This is a genomic window from Streptomyces pyxinicus (genome assembly GCF_024753135.1).
Classification (GTDB): Bacteria; Actinomycetota; Actinomycetes; order Streptomycetales; family Streptomycetaceae; genus Streptomyces; species Streptomyces pyxinicus.
Window position 1 is genome coordinate 37679 of sequence record NZ_JANUGP010000011.1, and the last position, 19604, is coordinate 57282.

Annotated in this window: 21 protein-coding genes and 1 pseudogene; 17 read left to right on the plus strand and 5 right to left on the minus strand. The window is 70.5% G+C overall.

Features of this window, described 5'->3' with window-relative positions:
• Positions 1-9: 9 nt before the first annotated feature.
• The 4 genes from NX794_RS16620 (at position 10) to NX794_RS16635 (ending at position 4381) form a co-directional block, all read left to right on the plus strand.
• Positions 10-1095, plus strand: a complete 1086-nt coding sequence (locus NX794_RS16620; RefSeq protein WP_258779338.1) for an LLM class flavin-dependent oxidoreductase — start codon at positions 10-12, stop codon at positions 1093-1095.
• Positions 1092-1679 (plus strand): FMN reductase, encoded by a 588-nt coding sequence (locus NX794_RS16625; protein WP_258779339.1) that lies wholly within the window; start codon positions 1092-1094, stop codon positions 1677-1679. The genes NX794_RS16620 and NX794_RS16625 overlap by 4 nt, the downstream gene beginning before the upstream one ends.
• Before the next feature lie 455 nt (positions 1680-2134).
• A complete protein-coding gene (locus tag NX794_RS16630) occupies positions 2135-2875 on the plus strand; it encodes a response regulator transcription factor (RefSeq protein WP_258779340.1) in 741 nt (246 codons plus the stop codon).
• On the plus strand, positions 2876-4381 hold the full coding sequence (locus tag NX794_RS16635; RefSeq protein WP_258779341.1) for a HAMP domain-containing sensor histidine kinase: 1506 nt from the start codon (positions 2876-2878) through the stop codon (positions 4379-4381).
• Between the two features lie 21 nt (positions 4382-4402).
• On the opposite strand, the gene NX794_RS16640 is transcribed toward NX794_RS16635, so the two are convergent.
• Positions 4403-4672 carry a hypothetical protein gene (locus tag NX794_RS16640; protein WP_258779342.1) on the minus strand — a complete coding sequence of 90 codons (270 nt, stop codon included), beginning with the start codon at positions 4670-4672 and terminating at the stop codon, positions 4403-4405.
• Between the two features lie 113 nt (positions 4673-4785).
• Here NX794_RS16640 and NX794_RS16645 point away from each other — a divergent pair, with 113 nt between their 5' ends.
• Positions 4786-5616 (plus strand): M55 family metallopeptidase, encoded by an 831-nt coding sequence (locus tag NX794_RS16645; RefSeq protein WP_258779343.1) that lies wholly within the window; start codon positions 4786-4788, stop codon positions 5614-5616.
• A gap of 78 nt (positions 5617-5694) precedes the next feature.
• Positions 5695-6252, plus strand: a complete 558-nt coding sequence (locus NX794_RS16650; RefSeq protein WP_258779344.1) for a flavoprotein — start codon at positions 5695-5697, stop codon at positions 6250-6252.
• Positions 6253-6750: 498 nt separating this feature from the next.
• On the opposite strand, the gene NX794_RS36145 is transcribed toward NX794_RS16650, so the two are convergent.
• Genes NX794_RS36145 through NX794_RS16660 form a run of 3 tightly spaced genes read right to left on the minus strand, consistent with a single transcriptional unit; the run spans position 6751 to position 7882 of the window.
• Entirely contained in the window at positions 6751-7056 is a 306-nt protein-coding gene (locus NX794_RS36145; protein ID WP_487416677.1) for a DUF7848 domain-containing protein, read from the minus strand.
• Positions 7053-7433: a hypothetical protein gene (locus NX794_RS16655; RefSeq protein ID WP_258779345.1), complete on the minus strand. Its 381-nt coding sequence runs from the start codon at positions 7431-7433 to the stop codon at positions 7053-7055. Before NX794_RS16655 ends, NX794_RS36145 begins: the two co-directional genes overlap by 4 nt.
• A 32-nt stretch (positions 7434-7465) precedes the next feature.
• On the minus strand, positions 7466-7882 hold the full coding sequence (locus tag NX794_RS16660; RefSeq protein ID WP_258779346.1) for a hypothetical protein: 417 nt from the start codon (positions 7880-7882) through the stop codon (positions 7466-7468).
• Positions 7883-8002: 120 nt separating this feature from the next.
• Here NX794_RS16660 and NX794_RS16665 point away from each other — a divergent pair, with 120 nt between their 5' ends.
• The 4 genes and pseudogenes from NX794_RS16665 to NX794_RS16680 form a co-directional block, all read left to right on the plus strand.
• Entirely contained in the window at positions 8003-9046 is a 1044-nt protein-coding gene (locus NX794_RS16665) for a helix-turn-helix domain-containing protein (protein ID WP_258779347.1), read from the plus strand.
• The gene (locus NX794_RS16670; protein WP_258779348.1) at positions 9043-9732 is read left to right on the plus strand and encodes a YdcF family protein; all 690 of its coding nucleotides are present in this window, start codon (positions 9043-9045) and stop codon (positions 9730-9732) included. The genes NX794_RS16665 and NX794_RS16670 overlap by 4 nt, the downstream gene beginning before the upstream one ends.
• On the plus strand, positions 9674-10468 hold the full coding sequence (locus NX794_RS16675; protein ID WP_309505999.1) for a WbqC family protein: 795 nt from the start codon (positions 9674-9676) through the stop codon (positions 10466-10468). The genes NX794_RS16670 and NX794_RS16675 overlap by 59 nt, the downstream gene beginning before the upstream one ends.
• Positions 10459-10593, plus strand: a pseudogene (locus tag NX794_RS16680) (flavoprotein); the annotation flags it as partial. The gene NX794_RS16675 and the pseudogene NX794_RS16680, both read left to right, overlap by 10 nt.
• Before the next feature lie 101 nt (positions 10594-10694).
• On the opposite strand, the gene NX794_RS16685 reads toward NX794_RS16680, so the two are convergent.
• Positions 10695-11132, minus strand: a complete 438-nt coding sequence (locus tag NX794_RS16685) for a hypothetical protein (protein WP_003974483.1) — start codon at positions 11130-11132, stop codon at positions 10695-10697.
• A gap of 689 nt (positions 11133-11821) precedes the next feature.
• Between NX794_RS16685 and hemL the strand changes: the two genes are divergently transcribed.
• The 7 genes from hemL (at position 11822) to ccsB (ending at position 19592) form a co-directional block, all read left to right on the plus strand.
• Positions 11822-13147 (plus strand): glutamate-1-semialdehyde 2,1-aminomutase, encoded by a 1326-nt coding sequence (gene hemL, locus NX794_RS16690; protein WP_258779349.1) that lies wholly within the window; start codon positions 11822-11824, stop codon positions 13145-13147.
• Between the two features lie 56 nt (positions 13148-13203).
• Complete coding sequence (locus NX794_RS16695) at positions 13204-13863, plus strand: histidine phosphatase family protein (RefSeq protein ID WP_258779493.1); 660 nt, start codon at positions 13204-13206, stop codon at positions 13861-13863.
• Positions 13864-14037: 174 nt separating this feature from the next.
• A complete protein-coding gene (locus tag NX794_RS16700; RefSeq protein WP_258779350.1) occupies positions 14038-15333 on the plus strand; it encodes a polysaccharide deacetylase family protein in 1296 nt (431 codons plus the stop codon).
• 116 nt (positions 15334-15449) lie between these two features.
• Positions 15450-16037: a TlpA family protein disulfide reductase gene (locus tag NX794_RS16705; RefSeq protein WP_258779351.1), complete on the plus strand. Its 588-nt coding sequence runs from the start codon at positions 15450-15452 to the stop codon at positions 16035-16037.
• A 49-nt stretch (positions 16038-16086) separates the two neighbouring features.
• Positions 16087-16809 (plus strand): cytochrome c biogenesis CcdA family protein, encoded by a 723-nt coding sequence (locus tag NX794_RS16710; RefSeq protein WP_258779494.1) that lies wholly within the window; start codon positions 16087-16089, stop codon positions 16807-16809.
• Positions 16810-16812: 3 nt separating this feature from the next.
• Positions 16813-18513, plus strand: coding sequence for a cytochrome c biogenesis protein ResB (gene resB, locus NX794_RS16715; RefSeq protein ID WP_258779352.1), 1701 nt, complete (start codon positions 16813-16815; stop codon positions 18511-18513).
• Complete coding sequence (gene ccsB, locus NX794_RS16720) at positions 18510-19592, plus strand: c-type cytochrome biogenesis protein CcsB (RefSeq protein ID WP_258779353.1); 1083 nt, start codon at positions 18510-18512, stop codon at positions 19590-19592. Before resB ends, ccsB begins: the two co-directional genes overlap by 4 nt.
• Positions 19593-19604: the final 12 nt, after the last annotated feature.

Sequence of the window (19604 nt, forward strand, 5' to 3'; positions counted from 1 at the left end):
TGAGCGACCATGCAGTTCGGGATCTTCACGGTCGGCGACGTCACGCCGGACCCCACCACGGGGCGCACCCCGACCGAGCGCGAGCGGATCAAGGCCATGGTCGCCATCGCGCTGAAGGCCGAGGAGGTCGGCCTGGACGTCTTCGCGACCGGCGAGCACCACAACCCGCCGTTCGTGCCGTCGTCCCCGACCACGATGCTCGGCTACATAGCGGCCCGCACGGAGCGGCTGATCCTCTCCACCTCCACCACTCTGATCACCACCAACGACCCGGTGAAGATCGCGGAGGACTTCGCGATGCTCCAGCACCTGGCCGACGGCCGGACGGACCTCATGATGGGCCGCGGCAACACCGGCCCGGTCTACCCCTGGTTCGGCAAGGACATCCGCGAGGGCATCAACCTCGCCGTCGAGAACTACGCCCTGCTGCACCGGCTGTGGCGCGAGGACGTCGTGGACTGGGAGGGCAAGTTCCGCACCCCGCTGCAGAGCTTCACCTCCACCCCGCGCCCGCTGGACGGCGTCCCCCCGTTCGTCTGGCACGGCTCCATCCGCTCGCCGGAGATCGCCGAGCAGGCGGCCTACTACGGCGACGGGTTCTTCCACAACAACATCTTCTGGCCGGCCGAGCACACCAAGCGCATGGTCGAGCTGTACCGGACCCGGTACGCCCACTACGGGCACGGCACGCCCGAGCAGGCGATCGTCGGGCTCGGCGGCCAGGTGTTCATGCGGAGCAACTCGCAGGACGCGGTGCGCGAGTTCCGCCCGTACTTCGACAACGCGCCGGTGTACGGCCACGGGCCTTCACTGGAGGACTTCACCGAGCAGACCCCGCTGACCGTCGGCTCCCCTCAGCAGGTGATCGAGAAGACGCTGGCCTTCCGGGAGTACGCCGGCGACTACCAGCGCCAGCTCTTCCTGCTGGACCACGCCGGGCTGCCGCTGAAGACCGTGCTGGAGCAGCTCGACCTGCTGGGCGAGGAGGTCGTACCGGTACTGCGCGAGGAGTTCGCCAAGGGGCGGCCGGCCGAGGTGCCGGACGCGCCGACCCACTCGTCCCTGCTCGCCGCGAAGGAGGCGACCACCGTATGAAGCTCGTCGTCGTATCGGCGGGACTGAGCGTCCCGTCCTCCACCCGGCTGCTGGCCGACCGGCTGGCCGCGGCGGTGGCCCGCCGCACGGCCGGGGACACGCCGCTCGACATCGAGGTGGTCGAGCTGCGGGACCTCGCGGTCGAGATCGCGCACCAGCTCACCAACGGCTTCCCGGGCAAGGCGCTGGCCGCCGCGCAGGACGCGGTGGCCGGGGCGGACGGGCTGATCGCCGTCACGCCGGTGTTCAGCGCGTCGTACAGCGGACTGTTCAAGTCGTTCTTCGACGTGCTGGACAAGGACGTGCTGGCCGGCAAGCCCGTGCTGATCGGCGCGACCGGCGGCACGGGACGGCACTCGCTGGTGCTGGAGCACGCGCTGCGGCCGCTGTTCGCCTACCTGCGGGCCGTCGTCGTACCGACCGGCGTGTACGCGGCGTCCGAGGACTGGGGCGCCGAGGGACTGGCCGAGCGGATCGAGCGGGCGGGACAGGAGCTGGCGGCCCTGCTGCCGAAGACGGCCCCGCGCGCCACCGGGCCCGAGATCGTCCCGTTCGCCGAACAGCTGGCGGCGCTGCGCGGCTGACCGCCTGGGTACCGGTGGGTGGCCGGTTGCCCTCGGGGCGGTGAGGGGTCGGTTGCCTTCGGGGTGGCCAGTGGCCGGTTGCCTTCGGGGTGGCGGTGTCCGGTTGCCTCTGGGGCGGTGAGGGGTCGGTCGCCTCTGGGGTGGTGGGTGGCTGGTTGCCTTCGGGGTGGTGGGTGGCCGGTTGCCTCTGACGGCTCCGCGCGCCACCGGGCCCGAGATCGTCCCGTTCGCAGAACATCTGACGGCGCTGCGCGGCTGACCGCTTGGGTACCGGCGGGTGGCCGGTTGCCGCCGGGGCGGTGAGAGATCGGCTGCCTCCGGGGCGGTGGGTGGCCGGTCACCTCCGGGGCGGTGAAGGGCCGGTTGCCTCCGGGACGGTGAGAGGGGGGTAAAAAGGGTGATCGTAGGCCCGCTCGACCCCGCTGAACCGCCGGAGGCATTGGCAGACTGGAGGCGTGCCCCAGACTGTGCTGCTCGCCGAAGACGACCGTGCCATCCGTCATGCCCTGGAGCGTGCCCTGACGCTGGAGGGCTACGAGGTGACGGCGGTCGCCGACGGCGTCGAGGCGCTGGCGCAGGCCCACCGCACCCCGCCGGACGTCCTGGTCCTCGACGTGATGATGCCCGGCATCGACGGCCTCCAGGTCTGCCGGGTGCTGCGCGCCGAGGGCGACCGCACCCCCATCCTGATGCTCACCGCGCTCGTGGAGACCGCCGACCGCATCGCGGGCCTGGACGCCGGGGCCGACGACTACGTGGTCAAGCCCTTCGACGTCGAGGAGGTCTTCGCCCGGCTCCGCGCCCTGCTGCGCCGTACCAGCCCGGTCCCCGCCCCGCCCGGCCCCGGTGCCACCGCCCCCGCGGGCACCGGCCGGTCCGAGGTGCACGTCTCCGGCCGGCAGCTGGAGGCCGCCGGGCTGCGCATGGACCTCCAGGCGCGCCGGGCCTGGCGCGGGGGGCGGGAGCTGGAGCTGACCCGCACCGAGTTCGAGCTGCTGGAACTGCTGGTGCGCAACACCGGCATCGTGCTCGACCACGCCACCATCTACGACCGCATCTGGGGCTACGACTTCGGCCCCGGCTCCAAGAACCTCGCCGTCTACGTCGGCTACCTGCGCCGCAAGCTGGACGAGCCCGGCGCCCCGCAGCTCATCCACACCGTGCGGGGCGTGGGTTACGTGCTGCGGGAGGACTGAGTGGGCCGCCCGCGGCGGCTGCCGGGGCTGCGCCGGCCGGGGCTCGTCTCGCTGCGCACCACCTTCGTCCTCTCCTTCGCGGCCGTCACCGCCGCCGTCACCGTCCTCGTCGGCATCCTGTCCTACAGCTCCGCCGCCCGGCTGGTCCGGGTCGACCAGCAGTCCGTGTTCACGCAGGTCGTGCAGGACGTGCGGGGCGAGGTGCGGCAGCACGAGATGGTGCCGGACGACTTCTCCTCCTCCCGCCCCGGGCACGACCTGGTACGGCCCGCCCGCACCGACGTCCAGGTGCTCGGCGCGCGCGGGCAGATCGTGGACCACGGCAGCCCGGCACTGCCCGTCACCGCCCGGGACCGGGCCGTGGCCGTCGCGCGGGCGGCCGGGGAGGTGGTCCAGTACAAGGACGTACGGGTCGACGAGGACCTGTTCCGCATCGCCACCGTCTCGCTCGGCGACGGGCGCGGCGCGGTGCAGGTCGCGCAGGAGTTCAGCGACACCGAGGACCTGCTGCGCACGCTCCAGCAGCGCACGCTGGTGCTGATGGCGGCGGTCGTGGTGGGCGCCGGCCTGTTCGGCTGGTGGCTGGCCCGCCGGATCACCCGGCGCCTGGTGATCCTCACCTCCGCCGCCGAGGACGTGGCCCGCACCCGGCGGCTGGGCATCGAGGTGCCGGTCACGGGTCTGGACGAGGTGGGCCGGCTCGGGCGCGCCTTCGACCGGATGCTGGGCCGGCTCGCCCAGTCGGAGGAGGACCAGCGGCGCCTGGTGCAGGACGCCGGGCACGAGCTGCGCACCCCGCTCACCTCCCTGCGCACCAACATCTCCCTGCTGCGGCGCATCGACGAACTGCCGCCGGACGCGCGGGAGGAGCTGGTCGCCGACCTCGGCCAGGAGGCGCGGGAGCTGACCGACCTGGTCAACGAGCTGGTCGACCTCGCCGCCGGCCAGTCCGACGCCGAGCCGCCCCAGCGGGTGGACCTCGCCGACCTCGCCGAGGACGTGGTGGGACTGACCCGGCGGCGCACCGGGCGCGACATCGTGCTGCGGGTGAGCGGCGACACGAGCGCCGACGGCCGGCCCGGCATGCTCCAGCGGGCCGTCTCCAACCTGGTCGAGAACGCCGCGAAGTTCGACCCGGACGGGAAGGCGCCGATCGAGGTGGCGGTGACGGGGCCGGCGGCGCGGCCGGGGCCGGCGGCGCGGGCAGGTACGCCGGTACGCGCGGGCGCCACGGTACGCACGGCCCCGGCGGTACGGGCGGGGACGGTGCGGGTGGAGGTGCTGGACCGGGGCCCCGGGATCGCCCAGGGCGACCTGATCCGCATCTTCGATCGCTTCTACCGCGCCGCCGACGCCCGCTCCCTGCCCGGCTCGGGCCTCGGCCTCTCCATCGTCCGCGAGGTCGCCATGGCCCACGGCGGCGCCCCGTTCGCCTTCCGGCGCGAGGGGGGCGGGGCGGTCATCGGGTTCACGGTGGGCGGCGGGGGACCGGCGGGTGACGCCTGAGACCAGGCGTAGCCCCCGGGCTCAGCAGCCGGTACGGCGCCGGGCGGCGGCCAGTGTCCAGGCCAGGTTGCCCACCGCCGCGCCGGCCGCCACGGCGGCGACGATCACCCCGCCGGTCGCGAGGCCGTCGCTGAACAGGTGCGGGCGCCGGTCGAGGCTGTGCAGCCCGAACCCGCACAGCTCGTACACCCCGACCGCGGCGACCACCAGACTGACGACCAGCAGGGTCAGCGTAGGCGCGAGCTGACGGACGGGGACCTCCCCACCGGGCTCCGTCTCCGTCTCCCGCATGACTTCCCCCGATGACATGACTTCCCCGATGACCAGACGTATGACGATGAACGGCCGCGCGACCTTTGGCGGTTGGGAACCTACCTCAGCCGGGCTCGGTTAGGTTGGACGCCGTGCGGATCTACATCAGCGTGGACATGGAGGGCGTCACCGGGCTCGTCGACGCCGAGGACGTCCAGCCGGGCGGCCGGGACTACGAGCGGGGCCGCGCCATGATGGCCGAGGACGTGAACGCCGCCGTACGCGGCGCCCTCACGGCCGGCGCCTGCGACATCCTCGTCAACGACGCCCACGGCCCGATGCGCAACCTGTACCCCGAGCACCTGCACCCCGCCGCCCGGCTGGTGCGCGGCAGGCCCAAGCGGATGGGCATGCTGGAGGGGCTTACCGGGGAGTACGACGCCGCGCTGTGCGTCGGCTACCACTCCCGCGCCGGCGCCCTGGGTGTGCTCAGCCACAGCTTCATGGGGCACGAGATCGAGGACATGTGGCTGGACGGCCGCCCGGTCGGCGAGATCGGCCTCGCCCACGCCACGGCCGCCGCGCTGGGCGTACCGGTGGCGGCGCTCACCGGTGACGACGCGGCGTGCGCGGAGATGACGGACTGGGACGCCTCGGTCGCCACCGTCCCGGTGAAGTACGCCCACGACCGCTTCGCGGCCGAGCTGCGCCCGGAGGCGGAGTCCCGCAAGGCCATCGAGGAGACGGTCACCAACTCCTTGTCCTCCCTCCCACCCAGCCCCCCGGCGCCGGCCACCCTCTCCACACTCACCGTCCGCTGGCAGTCCGCCTCGGTGGCCGCGATCCTGCCCGGCATCCCCGGCGTCACCACCACCGACAGCCGCACGGTCCGAGCGACCGGCCGACTCCCGGACCTGTACCGCCAGTTCGGCGTCTGGATGCGGGTGGCGGCGTCCCTGACCAACCAGCCGCCGTACTGCTAGCGGGGCCCGGCCGCACACCACGGTGACGACGAGGTCCCCGCCTCGTAAGCTTCCGAAGCTTCTGACTGGGAGCCCCACATGACCGAAGAACCGCCCGCCCCGGACAGGAAACCCGTCCTCTACGTCGTCGTGTGCGCGGCGGGCATCGCCCCGGGCGTCGGCAAGCTCATCACCGCCGCCCAGGAGGCGAACTGGGACGTCGGCGTCGTCGCCACACCGCAGGGACTCGGCTTCATCGACGCCAGGGCGATCGAGACGCAGACCGGCTACCCGATCCGCTCCGCCTGGCGTTCCCCGGGAGACCCGCGCCCCCTGCCCCCGGCGGACGCGATCGCCGTCGCCCCCGCCACCTTCAACACGCTCAACAAATGGGCCGCCGGCATCTCCGACACCCTCGCCCTCGGCATCCTGTGCGAGGCACACGGCATGGGCATCCCGACCGCGGCCCTGCCCTACCTCAACGCCGCCCAGGCGGCCCACCCCGCCTACCGCCAGAGCCTCGACCGGCTGCGGTCGATGGGCATCCTGATCGGCTCCCACGAACCCCACCGACCAAAGTCCGGCGGCGCGACGGACCACTTCCACTGGGAGGAGGCTCTGGAGTTGCTGGAGCCTCTGGTGAGAACGGTGCGGTGACACTGTCTCCGACAGCAATAAGGTTGATGCCCCGCCTCATGCGGCCGATGGCTGAAGTCCTGCCACTCGTGCGGCGAATGGCGGCTGGAGGGCGATGACCTGGGGTTGCGCAGGAAATGTTGCGTTGACCTGGGAAGTTTGGCTCCGCGGTTCTCACTGGTCAACGCCGTTTCCCGAGCTCATGTGCCCTGGCGGCTGCCGGGAACCGCGTGGTTTCGGAGGTGGTGCATGAGCCGCCGTCGACCCTTTGCTCCTGATCGCCTCCATCGTGCAGACGCTTGCTTCAGGCATGCTGGGCTGGCAGTTCCTGCATTACGCCGAGCGCTAGCGCAGCGTTCCGGACTGGTGATACGAGCCATCTGGGTGCCGACCCGGGAACGAGGGGACCTACAGCCACAGCGCCGCGGTGGCTTCCGGTTCGGCTTCCCGCCATGACGGGAAGCGGACCGCGAAGGCGTTCGCCTCCTCCACCGGGTGGATCTGCGCGTGTCGAGACGGTCACGTCGATCGCGAAGCCTTACGAGGCGGACACGAGCACGATCGGCAGTGGTCCGGTCCTAGCGGGCCCCCTGCGTGACCTGGGCGGTGAGACGACCGTTCACGGCTTCCACCAGGCCCTCCACGGGCGGGTGATCGGCCACCATGCGTGAACACCCAGCTCTGCGGGTCGGCGAAGTCGTTGCTAGGCGGCGAGGTCTCGCCACAGACCGCGCACTGCATCGCGTACGTGGTGAGTTCTGCGTCGGGTTCCCGGTCGGGCCGGAGGGTCCACTCCTGGTGGTTGATGATCGTGCGGCTGGTCATCGAACCGTCTCCAGAGCCGTGGCGACGTAGGGGTGCTGGAGAGCAGCGCGGAGGGCCTCTGTGTCGGTGAGGGTGTCGTCGTCAGGCAGCTCGCACCACCCGCCGAACCAGTCGTCGAGCAGCTCCAGGCCGGGTGCGACGAGCCAGGAGTTGGTGGAGAGGTGCCGTACCGGCAGATCGTCCCAGCTGGTCGCGGTGCCGGTCGGGACGGCGTAGTAGAGAAGCCCGTTGGGCCTGTCGTAGAGCACGGGGCCGACGGGAGTACCGATGCAGCGCAGGTAGGCCAGGGCTAGGAGGCCGATCTCGGCGGAGGTGCGCACGACGTCCCAGCCGTCGCCGACCTTCAGCAGCCGCAGCCCCGGCACGTCGTTCGCCATGGGAGCCCTTCGCAATGCATCGCGCACGGACATCACGCATCCCCCGGCGGCCGGAAGCTGTGGCTCGCGCCGAGCGAAGAGGTGGCTTCCGAGGTCGGCGTGAGGCGGCGGACCACGATCAGACGAGCGCCTGCTGTTGTTATCTGCCTTCGGCGCTCGGTGCCGAGGTTTTTCGGGCCGAGGTGGCTGAGAGCCGGGAGCACAGCACCGTAGGTATCGGGGAGTTCGAGCGCGTCGAGCAGACCGACGAAAGCGGGGGAGCGGATGATCACCGTGGAGTCGCGTTCGGTGAAGACACCGCACAGGGCCAGTTCGTGCCGTTCGCAGTACTCGGTGAGGCAGTCGACGAGCGCCGCGTGGCGGGGCAGCCCGCCGGTGACGCGGCGTAGGTAGCCGAAGACCTGGGGGAAGGCGATGGGGCGGGCTTCGGTGATGAGGTCGTCGTCCATGCCCCATAGCGTCGGCCGTCGTGAACGGCCGCGAAATGAGCTGCTGCTGTACTTCCGTTGCACTTCCCACCCCGCGTCGTCACCGACAGTGCTTCTATGCGTGGCGGAGGGAGGTCATCCGTGGTCAGCGTGCAGCAATGGACAGGTCGGGAGGCGAGCGCCCTGCGCGCCGCGTTGCGTATGAGCATGCGCGCTTTCGCCGAGCACCTCGGTGTCGCGCTGCGCACGGTGGCAAAGTGGGAGAGCCTCGGCGCGGAGACACAGCCCCGTCCGGACACCCAGGCCATCCTCGACACCGCACTCGCACGGGCGGGTTCCGCCGCCCAAGCCCGCTTCGAGGCGATGCTGTTCCCCGAGCGGAAGAGCGCGCGGTCAGCAAACTACGAGACCTGGACCGAGGATATCGAGCGCGCTGTTGTCTGCATCAGCCGTCAGGACTTCCCATTCGCCTCAACCCTGTTGAACCGCTGGCTGGGCAGCCGTGCACCCCAGCAGCTGGACGACAAGGGCCGATATTTGTACGGCCGTTCTCTCGTGCTGCTGGGCGACCTCCAGCGCGATCAAGGTGCGATCCTCGGCCCACTCTCCGCCCGCCACTCCTACCTGACCGCCCGCGGCATGTTCACCGAGCTCGACATCCCACGCCGGGTGGCTCAGATCGAGCTGTCCCTGGCCGTCGTTCAGGAGATGTCGGGCGAGTGGGAATCCTCCGCTCGCCATTACGAACTCCTCGCCGGGGACCAGCGCCTGAGCCCGCGTGACCGCGCCAGGGCACGACTGTGGGTGGGTACGGCGCTGAGCAAGGAGGGTGACAACGAGTACGCCACCAACGTCATGACGGCAGCCACTCGTGCCTTCGAGGACCTCGGCGAGCCGGAGGACTGGTCGGTCGCCCACCAGAAGCTGGCCCTGGCCCATCGCGGTGCCGGCGACCTGAAGCAGGCACTGCACTACATCGGCATCGCGCGCACCACCGGCACGGTCGACTCCCCGATGCAGCGGGTGCGGCTGGACACCGCGTACGGGCACATCCTTCTGTCGGATGCGGCGACCCGGAATGATGGGATGTCCGTCCTCGATCAGGCGGCACAGGTGGCCCGCCAGTACGGGCTGAGCCACCAGCTGCGCAGTATTGAGGGCATCCGAAAGGGCCAGCAAGGATGAGCCAGGGAGCACCAGTGCCGGAGCACCAGCAGCGCCAGATCACCGACGAGCAGTTCCACGCCGCAACGCTGATCTGGAAGTACCACCAGATGGGCCACGAGCTGCGGCCCTGCTCGGCGGCGATCGGCCTCGGCAGCCACGACCTCGGGGTCGCGACCGCTGCGGTCGACCTTTTTCGCGCTGGCCTTTTCCCGGTCGTGGTCTTCAGCGGGGGCAACAGCCCCACCACCCGCGCTCGCTTCCCGCGCGGCGAGGCCGTCCACTACCGCGAGCACGCGCTGAGCCTGGGGGTGCCGGCCGAGGCGATCATCGTGGAGTCGAAGGCCGCAAACACCGGCCAGAACATCACCTTCTCCCGCGAGCTGCTGGCCGAAGCCAGGGTGGAAGTGCAGTCGCTGCTGCTGATCTCCAAGCCGTACATGGAGCGCCGCTCGTATGCGACCTGCCGCAAGTTGTGGCCCGAGGCTGAGGTCGTGTGCGCCTCCGAGCCGCTGGAGTTGGACGACTACATCAAGTCCATCGGCGACGAGAAGCTCGTCGTCGACATGCTCGTCGGCGACCTGCAACGGGTGATCGAGTACCCGAAGCTTGGCTTCGCCGTCGAGCAGGACGTACCGGGGGATGTGTATGACGCTTACGAACGCCTCCTGGGCGCCGGCTTCGACAGCCGCCTCATCAGCACCTGAGCCGCCCAGCGCCGATGCGTCGGACGGCCTGTGCGCGATCCACCAACCGAACCTGTTTCCCCGGCTGTCCACGCTGGCGAAGCTGTTCTCCGCCGACCTGTGGATCGTCCTGGACGACGTGCAGTTCGCCCGGCGCGACTACCAGCACCGCGCCCGTCTCGCCGCCCTGGACGATCCATCCCGACAGCAGTGGCTCACGCTCCCGACGCACCTTCCCCATGGGCGCTCGACGCTGATCAGCCAGGCACGGCTCGTTGATCCGCGTCGCTCGCGCCGGACGGTCCAGCTTCTGGTCCGCCAGTACTACGGCCGCAGCCCCTACTGGGGTGCTGTGTCCGAGGCGCTGGACGCGCTCGATGAGTCGGATCGTGTGGCCGACCTGGCGAGGACATCGACGATTGCCCTGCTCAGCGTTCTCGGCTGGTCGGGGAAGATGCTGGACAGCAGCGAGATCCCAACCCGGCAAGGTCGCTCCGAGCGCCTCGCCGATCTGGTGGCAGCCACCGGCAGTACCCACTATCTGTGCGGCACCGGTGGTCTGCGTTACCTCGACGACGGCCCCTTCCACGCCCACGGCATTCCAGTGCTGCCCTTCCACATCCCTGTGGATGACCCGCTCTGGCGGTGGGCACGTCGATCCAGCAGCCTGTGGGCTCTGAGCAGGATCGGGCCCGATGCGCTGGCCCGTCAGCTGGCCGCCCAAAGAGAAGCCCACCATCCCGGAGCCCATGCGTGACCAATTGGCGCGCGGCGCCCGGCGAGGCCCGGCCGCTGCCACCCGCGGACGCGATCGCGGTTGCGCCGACCGCCTTCAACACGGTCGACAAGTGGGCCGCCGGCATCGCCCCTGTGGTGTCCGTGGCGACGTGATCAGCGCTTTTGTCCCCTGGCTGCCTGCCCCCCCCGCCGGCACCAGAAAGGCCGAGGCCCGAAGACCCCGCCCAACCCGCAAGAAACCCAGCTCACGGCCACACCAGGCAATACGGCTGATGCCCCGCCTCGTGCAACCGATGGCTGAAGTCCTGCCACTCGTGCAGCAACTGGTACACGTTGAAAGCGTCCCGCGGCCCGCCCCGGTCCGGGACCGTCGACCAGATGAAGGCTGCCGCGCCGACCGCCTCCTCGCCGATGCCGCGCAGGGGGTCGACGACCGTCATGGGGAGCTTGACGACGGCGTAGTCGGGGTGCAGGACGACCAGTTCCAGTGGGGGCACCTTGTGGAGGGGGACGCCCTCGATGCCGGTGAGGACCATCGCGGCCATCGTCTCCGGCTTGATCTTGGTGAACATGCCGTTCATGCCCAGCTCGTCGCCGCCGAGTTCCTCGGGGCGCATGGAGATGGGAACTCGGGCCGCGGTCGCGCCGTCCGGCGCGCCGAAGTATTTGTACGTCACCCCCACCCGACCACCCTTCCCGCTCCCCGCCCGGGGGCGGTCCACCCGCTGGTCGAGCCGGCGGTCGCCCGACCGGCCCAGCCGACGGCCCTGCCGCTGGTCGGTCGTCTCCCAGTCGGGCTCCCGGTCGATCTCCCCGTCGAGCCGCCGCTCAGGCCGCTCAGCCTGGTCGGACCGCTCGGCCCGCTCAGGTCGGTCGAACCGCTCGGCCCGCTCGGCCCGGTCGAACCGCTCCGGCCGCTCGGCCCGCTCCGGCTCACTCTCTATACCCTGTGTCTGACGGGCGTCGGTCTGACGCGCCTCGGTCGTCTCCTCCGCTTCGCGCCGGTGCCTTCCCCGCCGGGCACGCCGAGGACCCAGGTCATCAGTCCCCTCGCCCAGTCCGCCACCGCGATGCATATCTCCACCCGACTGCTTTTCTAGGACGCGTGGTCCCCGCCGCGCAACCCGATCATCGTCTCAGTGACCTCCCCCACGGCCGCCCGCCGAAACGTGCGGCGGAACAACAGTCCACGGGGAACAACCGGCCCCTGATCATTACGTGCGTAAGAGCTGTGTGTATCAGCTCTCAGTCTCGCAGATGGCGGATGGCGGCGCTTCGATCTTGAGGCGGGCCGTGCTCCCGGGAGGCCGCGGCCTACCCTGGGGAGGTCACCACGCAACCGGAGTCCGAGAAGTCGGAGAAGCCGCACGCCATGAGCGCCGCCAGCCAAACGCCCTATCCCTACGACGCGCCCGCTTCCCAGGCGCTCTTCGACCGCGCCTCCGTCGTCACCCCCGGCGGGGTCAACTCGCCGGTGCGCGCCTTCCGCGCCGTCGGCGGCACGCCCCGTTTCATGGTGTCCGGCGACGGCCCCTACCTCACCGACGCCGACGGGCGGGAGTACGTCGACCTGGTGTGCTCCTGGGGGCCCATGATCCTCGGGCACTCGCACCCCGAGGTCATCGCCGCCGTGCAGGAGGCCGTCGGCCGCGGCACCTCCTTCGGGACGCCCGGCGAGGGCGAGGTCGCGCTCGCCGAGGAGATCGTCGCCCGGGTCGAGCCCGTCGAGCAGGTCCGCCTGGTCAGCAGCGGGACCGAGGCGACCATGAGCGCCATCCGGCTGGCCCGCGGGTTCACCCGGCGCGCCAAGGTGATCAAGTTCGCCGGCTGCTACCACGGGCACGTGGACTCGCTGCTCGCCTCCGCGGGCAGCGGTGTCGCCACCTTCGCGCTGCCCGACACCCCGGGCGTCACCGGCGCCCAGGCCGGCGACACGATCGTGCTGCCGTACAACGACCTGGAGGCCGTGCAGGAGGCCTTCCACCGGCACCCCGGCGAGATCGCCTGTGTGATCACCGAGGCCTCGCCCGGCAACATGGGCGTCGTGCCGCCCGCCCCCGGCTTCAACCAGGGGCTGCGGGACGCCTGCCACAAGAACGGCGCCCTGTACATCTCCGACGAGGTGATGACCGGGTTCCGGACCAGCCGTGCCGGGTGGTTCGGGGTCGACGGGGTCAGGCCCGACCTGATGACCTTCGGCAAGGTGATGGGCGGCGGCTTCCCCGCCGCCGCGTTCGGGGGCCGTGCGGACGTCATGGCGCACCTCGCGCCCGCCGGGCCCGTCTACCAGGCCGGCACGCTCTCCGGGAACCCCGTCGCCACCGCCGCCGGCCTCGCCCAGCTGCGGCTGCTGGACGACGCGGCGTACGACACCGTCGACGCCGTGTCGGAGCAGATCAGGTCGCTGGTCACCGAGGCGCTGAGCAAGGAGGGGGTCGCGCACCGGCTCCAGACCGCCTCCAACATGTTCTCGGTGTTCTTCACCGACCGGCAGGTGCGCAACTACGAGGACGCCAAGCGGCAGGAGTCGTACCGCTTCACCGCGTTCTTCCACTCGCTGCTGGCGAACGGCGTCTATCTGCCGCCGTCGTCCTTCGAGTCCTGGTTCGTGTCCACGGCCCACGACGAGCGGGCCATCCAGATGATCGCCGACGCCCTTCCGGCGGCGGCCCGGGCGGCTGCGGAGGCCACCGCGTGAGCAACAGCGAGAGCAACGTCAGCGGCAGGGACAAGGACGTCACCGTCGTCCACGTCATGCGGCACGGCGAGGTCGAGAACCCCGACGGGGTCCTGTACGGGCGGCTGCCCGGCTACCACCTGTCGGAGCTGGGCCGGCACATGGCCGACCGGGTCGCCGAGCACCTCGCCCCGCGCGACGTCACGTACGTGTGCGCCTCCCCGCTGGAGCGGGCGCAGGAGACGGCGGCCCCGATCGCCAAGGCGCACGGTCTCGACCTGGACACCGACGAGCGGCTGATCGAGGCCGAGAACATCTTCCAGGGCAAGACTTTCGGTGTGGGCGACGGCGCCCTGCAGCGGCCGGAGAACTGGAAGTTCCTCGTCAACCCGTTCCGGCCGTCCTGGGGCGAGCCGTACGTCGACCAGGTGGTCCGGATGATGGGCGCGCTGAACGCGGCCAAGGACCGGGCGCGCGGGCACGAGGCGGTGCTGGTCAGCCATCAGCTGCCGGTCTGGATCGTGCGCTCGTACGTCGAGCGGCGCCGGCTGTGGCACGACCCGCGCAAGCGGCAGTGCACCCTCGCCTCCCTGACAACTTTCACATATTTGGGTGACAGGATCGTCTCCGTCGGCTACAGCGAGCCCGCGATCGACCTGGTCCCGGCGCATCTGCGGGCCGGCGCGAAGCCGCAGAAGGGCAAGGGCACGGCGCAGGGGAAGGCCTTCGGAGCCTGATCGGCACCGGCCTGACCGACACCGTCGTCTGACGGTCCGTTTGGTGTGCCTTGGTATGCCTTGGCGCGCCTTTGCGGTATCCGTTGGGAAAAACACATAAATCAACGGAACCTCCCCGTTCGTCACGCCATCTGACTGGGTGACCACCAGCAGGCGCGACGATCGGGGATCTCCATGCGCACCAACTCCCGGACCCTTACCCGGCGGGGAGCACTCGGCCTCGGCGCGGGCGCGGCGGCGGCCGCCGGGCTCGCCGGCTGCGGGAGTGCCACGTCCTCGGACGCCGGCGGACACCCGGCCGGTTCCGGAAAGGACAAGGGAGGCCAGGGCGACGGCCAGGGCGGCGCGCCTCGCGCGCGGCCCCTCGGCGACGGCTCCACCTCCTTCACCGGCAAGCAGCCGCACCAGCCGGCGAAGCCCGAGCCGCTGGAGCCCGGCCAGACCCCGCCGCAGTTCGTGATCTTCTCCTGGGACGGCGCCGGCGAGGTGGGCAACGGCCTCTTCCCGCGCTTCCTGGACCTCGCCAAGGAACACGGCGCGAGCATGACCTTCTTCCTCTCCGGGCTGTACCTGCTGCCCGAGTCGAAGAAGCGGCTGTACGAGCCCCCGAACAACCCGCGCGGCGCCTCCGACATCGGCTACCTCACCGACGAGCACATCAAGGCCACCCTCACCAACGTGCGCCGGGCCTGGCTGGAGGGCCACGAGATCGGCACCCACTTCAACGGGCACTTCTGCGCCGGCGGCGGCTCGGTCGGCAACTGGACCCCGCAGCAGTGGGACAGCGAGATCCGCCAGGCCAAGGCGTTCGTCAAGGAGTGGCGGACCAACACCGGCTGGAGCGACCTGCCCGCGCTGCCCTTCGACTACGACAAGGAGCTGGTCGGCGGCCGCACCCCCTGTCTGCTGGGCCAGAACAACCTGCTGCCGACCGCCCGCAAGCTGGGCTGGCGCTACGACGCCTCCTCGCCCGGCGGCCGTCAGGTGTGGCCGGAGAAGCGGCTCGGGATCTGGGACCTGCCCCTTCAGCAGATACCTTTCCCCGGACGTTCCTTCGAGGTCCTGTCGATGGACTACAACATGCTCGCCAACCAGTCGGTCAACTCGACCAAGGCGCCGCCGTCCAACTACCCGGGCTGGCGCAAGCAGTCCGCCGGTGCCTACATAGCGGGCTTCAAGCGGGCATACGAGACGAACCGGGCGCCCTTCTTCGTCGGCAACCACTTCGAGCAGTGGAACGGCGGCATCTACATGGACTCCGTCGAGGAGGCCTTCAAGCACATCGCACGCGAGAAGGAGAAGGGCGCCGACGTCCGCCTGGTCTCCTTCCGTCAGTACGTGGACTGGATGGACGTCCAGAAGCCCGAGGTGCTCGCCAAGCTGCGCACCCTCGGCGTCGGCCAGCGACCGACCGGCGGCTGGAAGGAGTTCCTCCGGAACACCAAGTCGGCTTCCTCGAACGCCGCGTAGGGGCCACTCGGGGTGCGATGCCCGGAATATCCCGTGTAAATACGCCCTGAAATGCGGTTTTCCGCCCCGCAGGGGGGTGGGCGAGGGCGGCGGGACGGGCATGCGAAACTTTTCACATGAGTACCCGTAGCCGCGCCGTCCTGCTCGGCGTCATGGCCGCCGCGGCCCTGTCCCTGTCCGCGTGCGGCAACGGCGGCGTCTCCGGTGGCGGGGGCGACACCCACTTCGTCACCGGTGACAACGGCATCGACACCGCGCCGCGGGGCAAGCGGGACGCGGCCCCGGAGCTGTCCGGCAAGACCATCGACGGCAGGACGCTGGACGTCGCCGACTACAAGGGCAAGGTCGTCGTCCTCAACGTCTGGGGCTCCTGGTGCGGGCCGTGCCGCGAGGAGGCGAAGTACTTCTCGAAGGTGTCCAAGGCGTACGCGGGCAAGGGCGTGCAGTTCGTCGGCATCAACACCCGGGACACCAGCACCACCCCGGCGGTCGCCTTCGAGAAGGAGAACGACATCGCCTACCCGTCCCTGTACGACCCGACGGGCAGGCTGATGCTCCGCTTCGAGAAGGGCACCCTCAACCCGCAGCTGATCCCCTCCACGCTCGTGCTCGACAAGGAGGGGAAGGTCGCGGCCCGCGCGCTGCAGCCGCTGGACGACGCGACCCTGCTGAAGATGGTCAAGCCGGTCCTGGCGGAGAAGTGACGTGAGCGCGACCCTCCTGCTGGCCCAGACCGGCCAGAACGAGACCGTGATGCACGGCGCCCTGCTGGTCTCCCTGCCGATCGCCCTGCTCGCCGGGCTGGTCTCCTTCTTCTCGCCCTGTGTGCTCCCGCTGGTCCCCGGCTACCTCTCCTACGTCACCGGCGTCGCCGGCACCGACCTGGCCGAGGCCCGCCGGGGCCGGATGGTCGCCGGTGCCGCGCTCTTCGTGCTCGGCTTCAGCGCCGTCTTCGTCTCCAGCGGGGCCCTGTTCGGCTACTTCGGCCGGAACCTGCTCGACCACCAGGGCATGCTGACCCGGGTGCTCGGCGTGCTCATGATCCTCATGGGCGTCTTCTTCATGGGCCTGCTGCCCTGGTTCACCATGCGCGAGTTCCGCTTCCACAAGCGGCCCACCGGCGGCCTGCTGGGCGCGCCGATACTGGGCGCGCTGTTCGGCATCGGCTGGACCCCCTGCATGGGCCCGACCCTGTCGGCGGTCAACTTCCTCTCCTTCCAGGAGTCGAGCGCCGCGCGGGGCTCCCTGCTGATGATCGTGTACTGCCTCGGCCTCGGCGTCCCCTTCGTGCTCACCGCGGTCGCCTTCCGCAAGGCCCTGGGCGCCTTCGGCTGGGTCAAGCGCCACTATGTGTGGGTCATGCGCATCGGCGGCACGATGATGATCGTGACCGGTGTGCTGCTGCTGACCGGCGCCTGGAACGGCCTGGTGCAGCAGATGCAGACCTGGTCCGACGGCTTCAATGTGGGGATCTGAGCGATGAGCAAGACCGAAACCGACGGCGGCCGGGACCAGGAGGACCTGGGAGCGGCCGGCTCCCAGCTCTCCACCGCGCCACGCGAGGACACGGCGAGCGCCCCGGGCCTCGGCGTCATCGGCTGGGCCCGCTGGTTCTGGCGGCAGCTGACCTCCATGCGGGTCGCGCTGCTGCTGCTCCTGCTGCTCTCACTGGCCGCGATCCCGGGCTCGCTGATCCCGCAGACCGCCGCCGACGCGAGCAAGGTCGAGGACTTCCGCACCGCCCACAGGACGCTCGGGCCGCTCTACGACAAGCTCGGCCTCTTCCACGTCTACAGCTCGGTGTGGTTCTCCGCGATCTACATCCTGCTGTTCGTCTCCCTCATCGGCTGCATCGTCCCGCGCACCTGGCAGTTCGTCGGCCAGCTGCGCGGCCGTCCGCCGGGCGCGCCCAAACGGCTGACCCGGCTGCCCGCGTACACGACCTGGCGCACCGAGGCCGACCCCGAGCGGGTCCGCGAGGCCGCGCTCGACCTGCTGAAGAAGCGCCGCTTCCGCGCCCACGTCGCCGGTGACGCCGTCGCCGCCGAGAAGGGCTATCTGCGCGAGGTGGGCAACCTCGTCTTCCACATCGCGCTGATCGTGCTGCTGGTCGCCTTCGCCTCCGGCCAGCTGTACAAGTCGGACGGCACCAAGCTGGTGGTGGAGGGCGACGGCTTCTCCAACACGCTGCTGATGTACGACGACTTCAAGTCCGGCAGCCTGTTCGGCAACGACGACCTGGTGCCGTTCAGCTTCGACCTCAAGCAGTTCACGGGCACCTACGAGACCAGCGGCCCGAACAAGGGCACGCCGCGCACCTACGAGGCCCGGATCGCCTACCGCGAGGGCGCGTACGGCAAGGAGAAGTCGACCACCGTCAAGGTCAACGAGCCGTTGAAGATCGACGACTCCAAGGTCTACCTGGTCAGCCACGGCTACGCCCCCGTCGTCACCGTCCGGGACGGCAAGGGCAAGGAGGTCTTCCACGACGCCGTGCCGCTGCTGCCGCTCGACGGCAACGTCACCTCCAACGGCGTGGTGAAGGTGATGGACGGCTACCGCAGCCCGCAGGGCAAGGCGGAGCAGCTCGCCTTCCAGGCGCTCTTCGTGCCCACCTTCGACGCGAAGAGCGGCACGATGCTCTCCCAGTTCCCGGCGCTGGCGAACCCGCTGCTCGCGGTGAACGCCTACCACGGCGACCTGGGCGTGAACTCGGGCATCCCGCAGAGCGTGTACCAGCTCGACAAGAAGCACATGACGGCGTTCAAGGACGCCAAGGGCCAGCTGCTGAAGAAGCTGCTGCGGCCGGGCCAGACGATGAAGCTGCCGAACGGCGCCGGGTCCATCACGTTCGAGAAGGACGTCAAGGAATGGGCCGGCTTCGAGATCGTGCAGGAGCCGGGCGGCGGCTGGGCGCTCGGCGGTGCCTTCGCCGCGATCGCCGGTCTGGCCGGCTCCCTGTTCATCCAGCGCCGCCGCGTGTGGGTGCGGGCGGTGCGCGGCGCCGACGGCGTGACGGTCGTCGAGATGGCCGGGCTCGGCCGCAGCGAGTCCGCCAAGGTGCCCGAGGAACTGGGCCGGCTCGCCGACACCCTCTACGACCGGGCGCCGGGGGCACCGGAACCCGACGACGACTCCACCGAAACCTCCGCCGTACCTGCCGAAGGGGCTGAGAAGTGACTCTCGCCGCCGCAACCAACGAACACCTCGCGAGTGTCAGCAACACGCTGATCTACTCGTCGATGGCCGTCTACACCCTGGCCTTCTTCGCCTACATCGCCGAGTGGCTGTTCGGCAGCCGCAGCAAGGTCGCCCGTACGGCCGCCGCGCTCACCGAGCAGGCCGGGACGGCCCGGAAGGCGCCCGCGGTCACCGTCCAGCAGGCGGGCGGCACGGCCGTACTGGAGCGGCCCAAGGTCGTGGTGCGGGCGGCGTCGGGCCAGCGGGACGTACCGGACGGGCCCGGCGCGCACGGCGGGGACGTGCAGGGCGACCTCTACGGCCGGATCGCGGTGTCGCTCACCGCGCTCGCCTTCCTCGTGGAGCTGGCCGGCGTCGCCACCCGCGCGGCCTCCGTGCAGCGCGCCCCGTGGGGCAACATGTACGAGTTCAACATCACCTTCTCCACGGTCGCGGTCGCCGTCTACCTGGCGCTGCTGGCCCTGCGGAAGAACGTGCGCTGGCTCGGCCTGTTCCTGATCACCACGGTCCTGCTGGACCTCGGCCTCGCCGTCACCGTCCTCTACACCGCGAGCGACCAGCTGGTGCCGGCCCTGCACTCGTACTGGCTGTACATCCACGTCTCCACCGCGATCTTCTGCGGCGCGGTGTTCTACGTCGGCGCGGTCGCCACGATCCTGTACCTGTTCAAGGACTCGTACGAGAACAAGCTCCAGACCGGCGGCGAGCCCGGCGCCTTCGCGACCTCGGTGCTGGAGCGGCTGCCCGCCTCCGCCTCCCTGGACAAGTTCGCCTACCGGGTCAACGCGGCCGTCTTCCCGCTGTGGACGTTCACGATCATCGCGGGCGCGATCTGGGCGGGCGACGCCTGGGGCCGGTACTGGAACTGGGACCCGAAGGAGACCTGGTCCTTCATCACCTGGGTCGCCTACGCCGGCTACCTGCACGCCCGCGCCACCGCCGGCTGGAAGGGCCGCAAGGCCGCCTACCTGGCGATGATCGCCTTCGGCTGCTGGCTGTTCAACTACTACGGCGTCAACATCTTCGTCAGCGGCAAGCACTCCTACGCGGGCGTGTGACCGCCGGGTCGG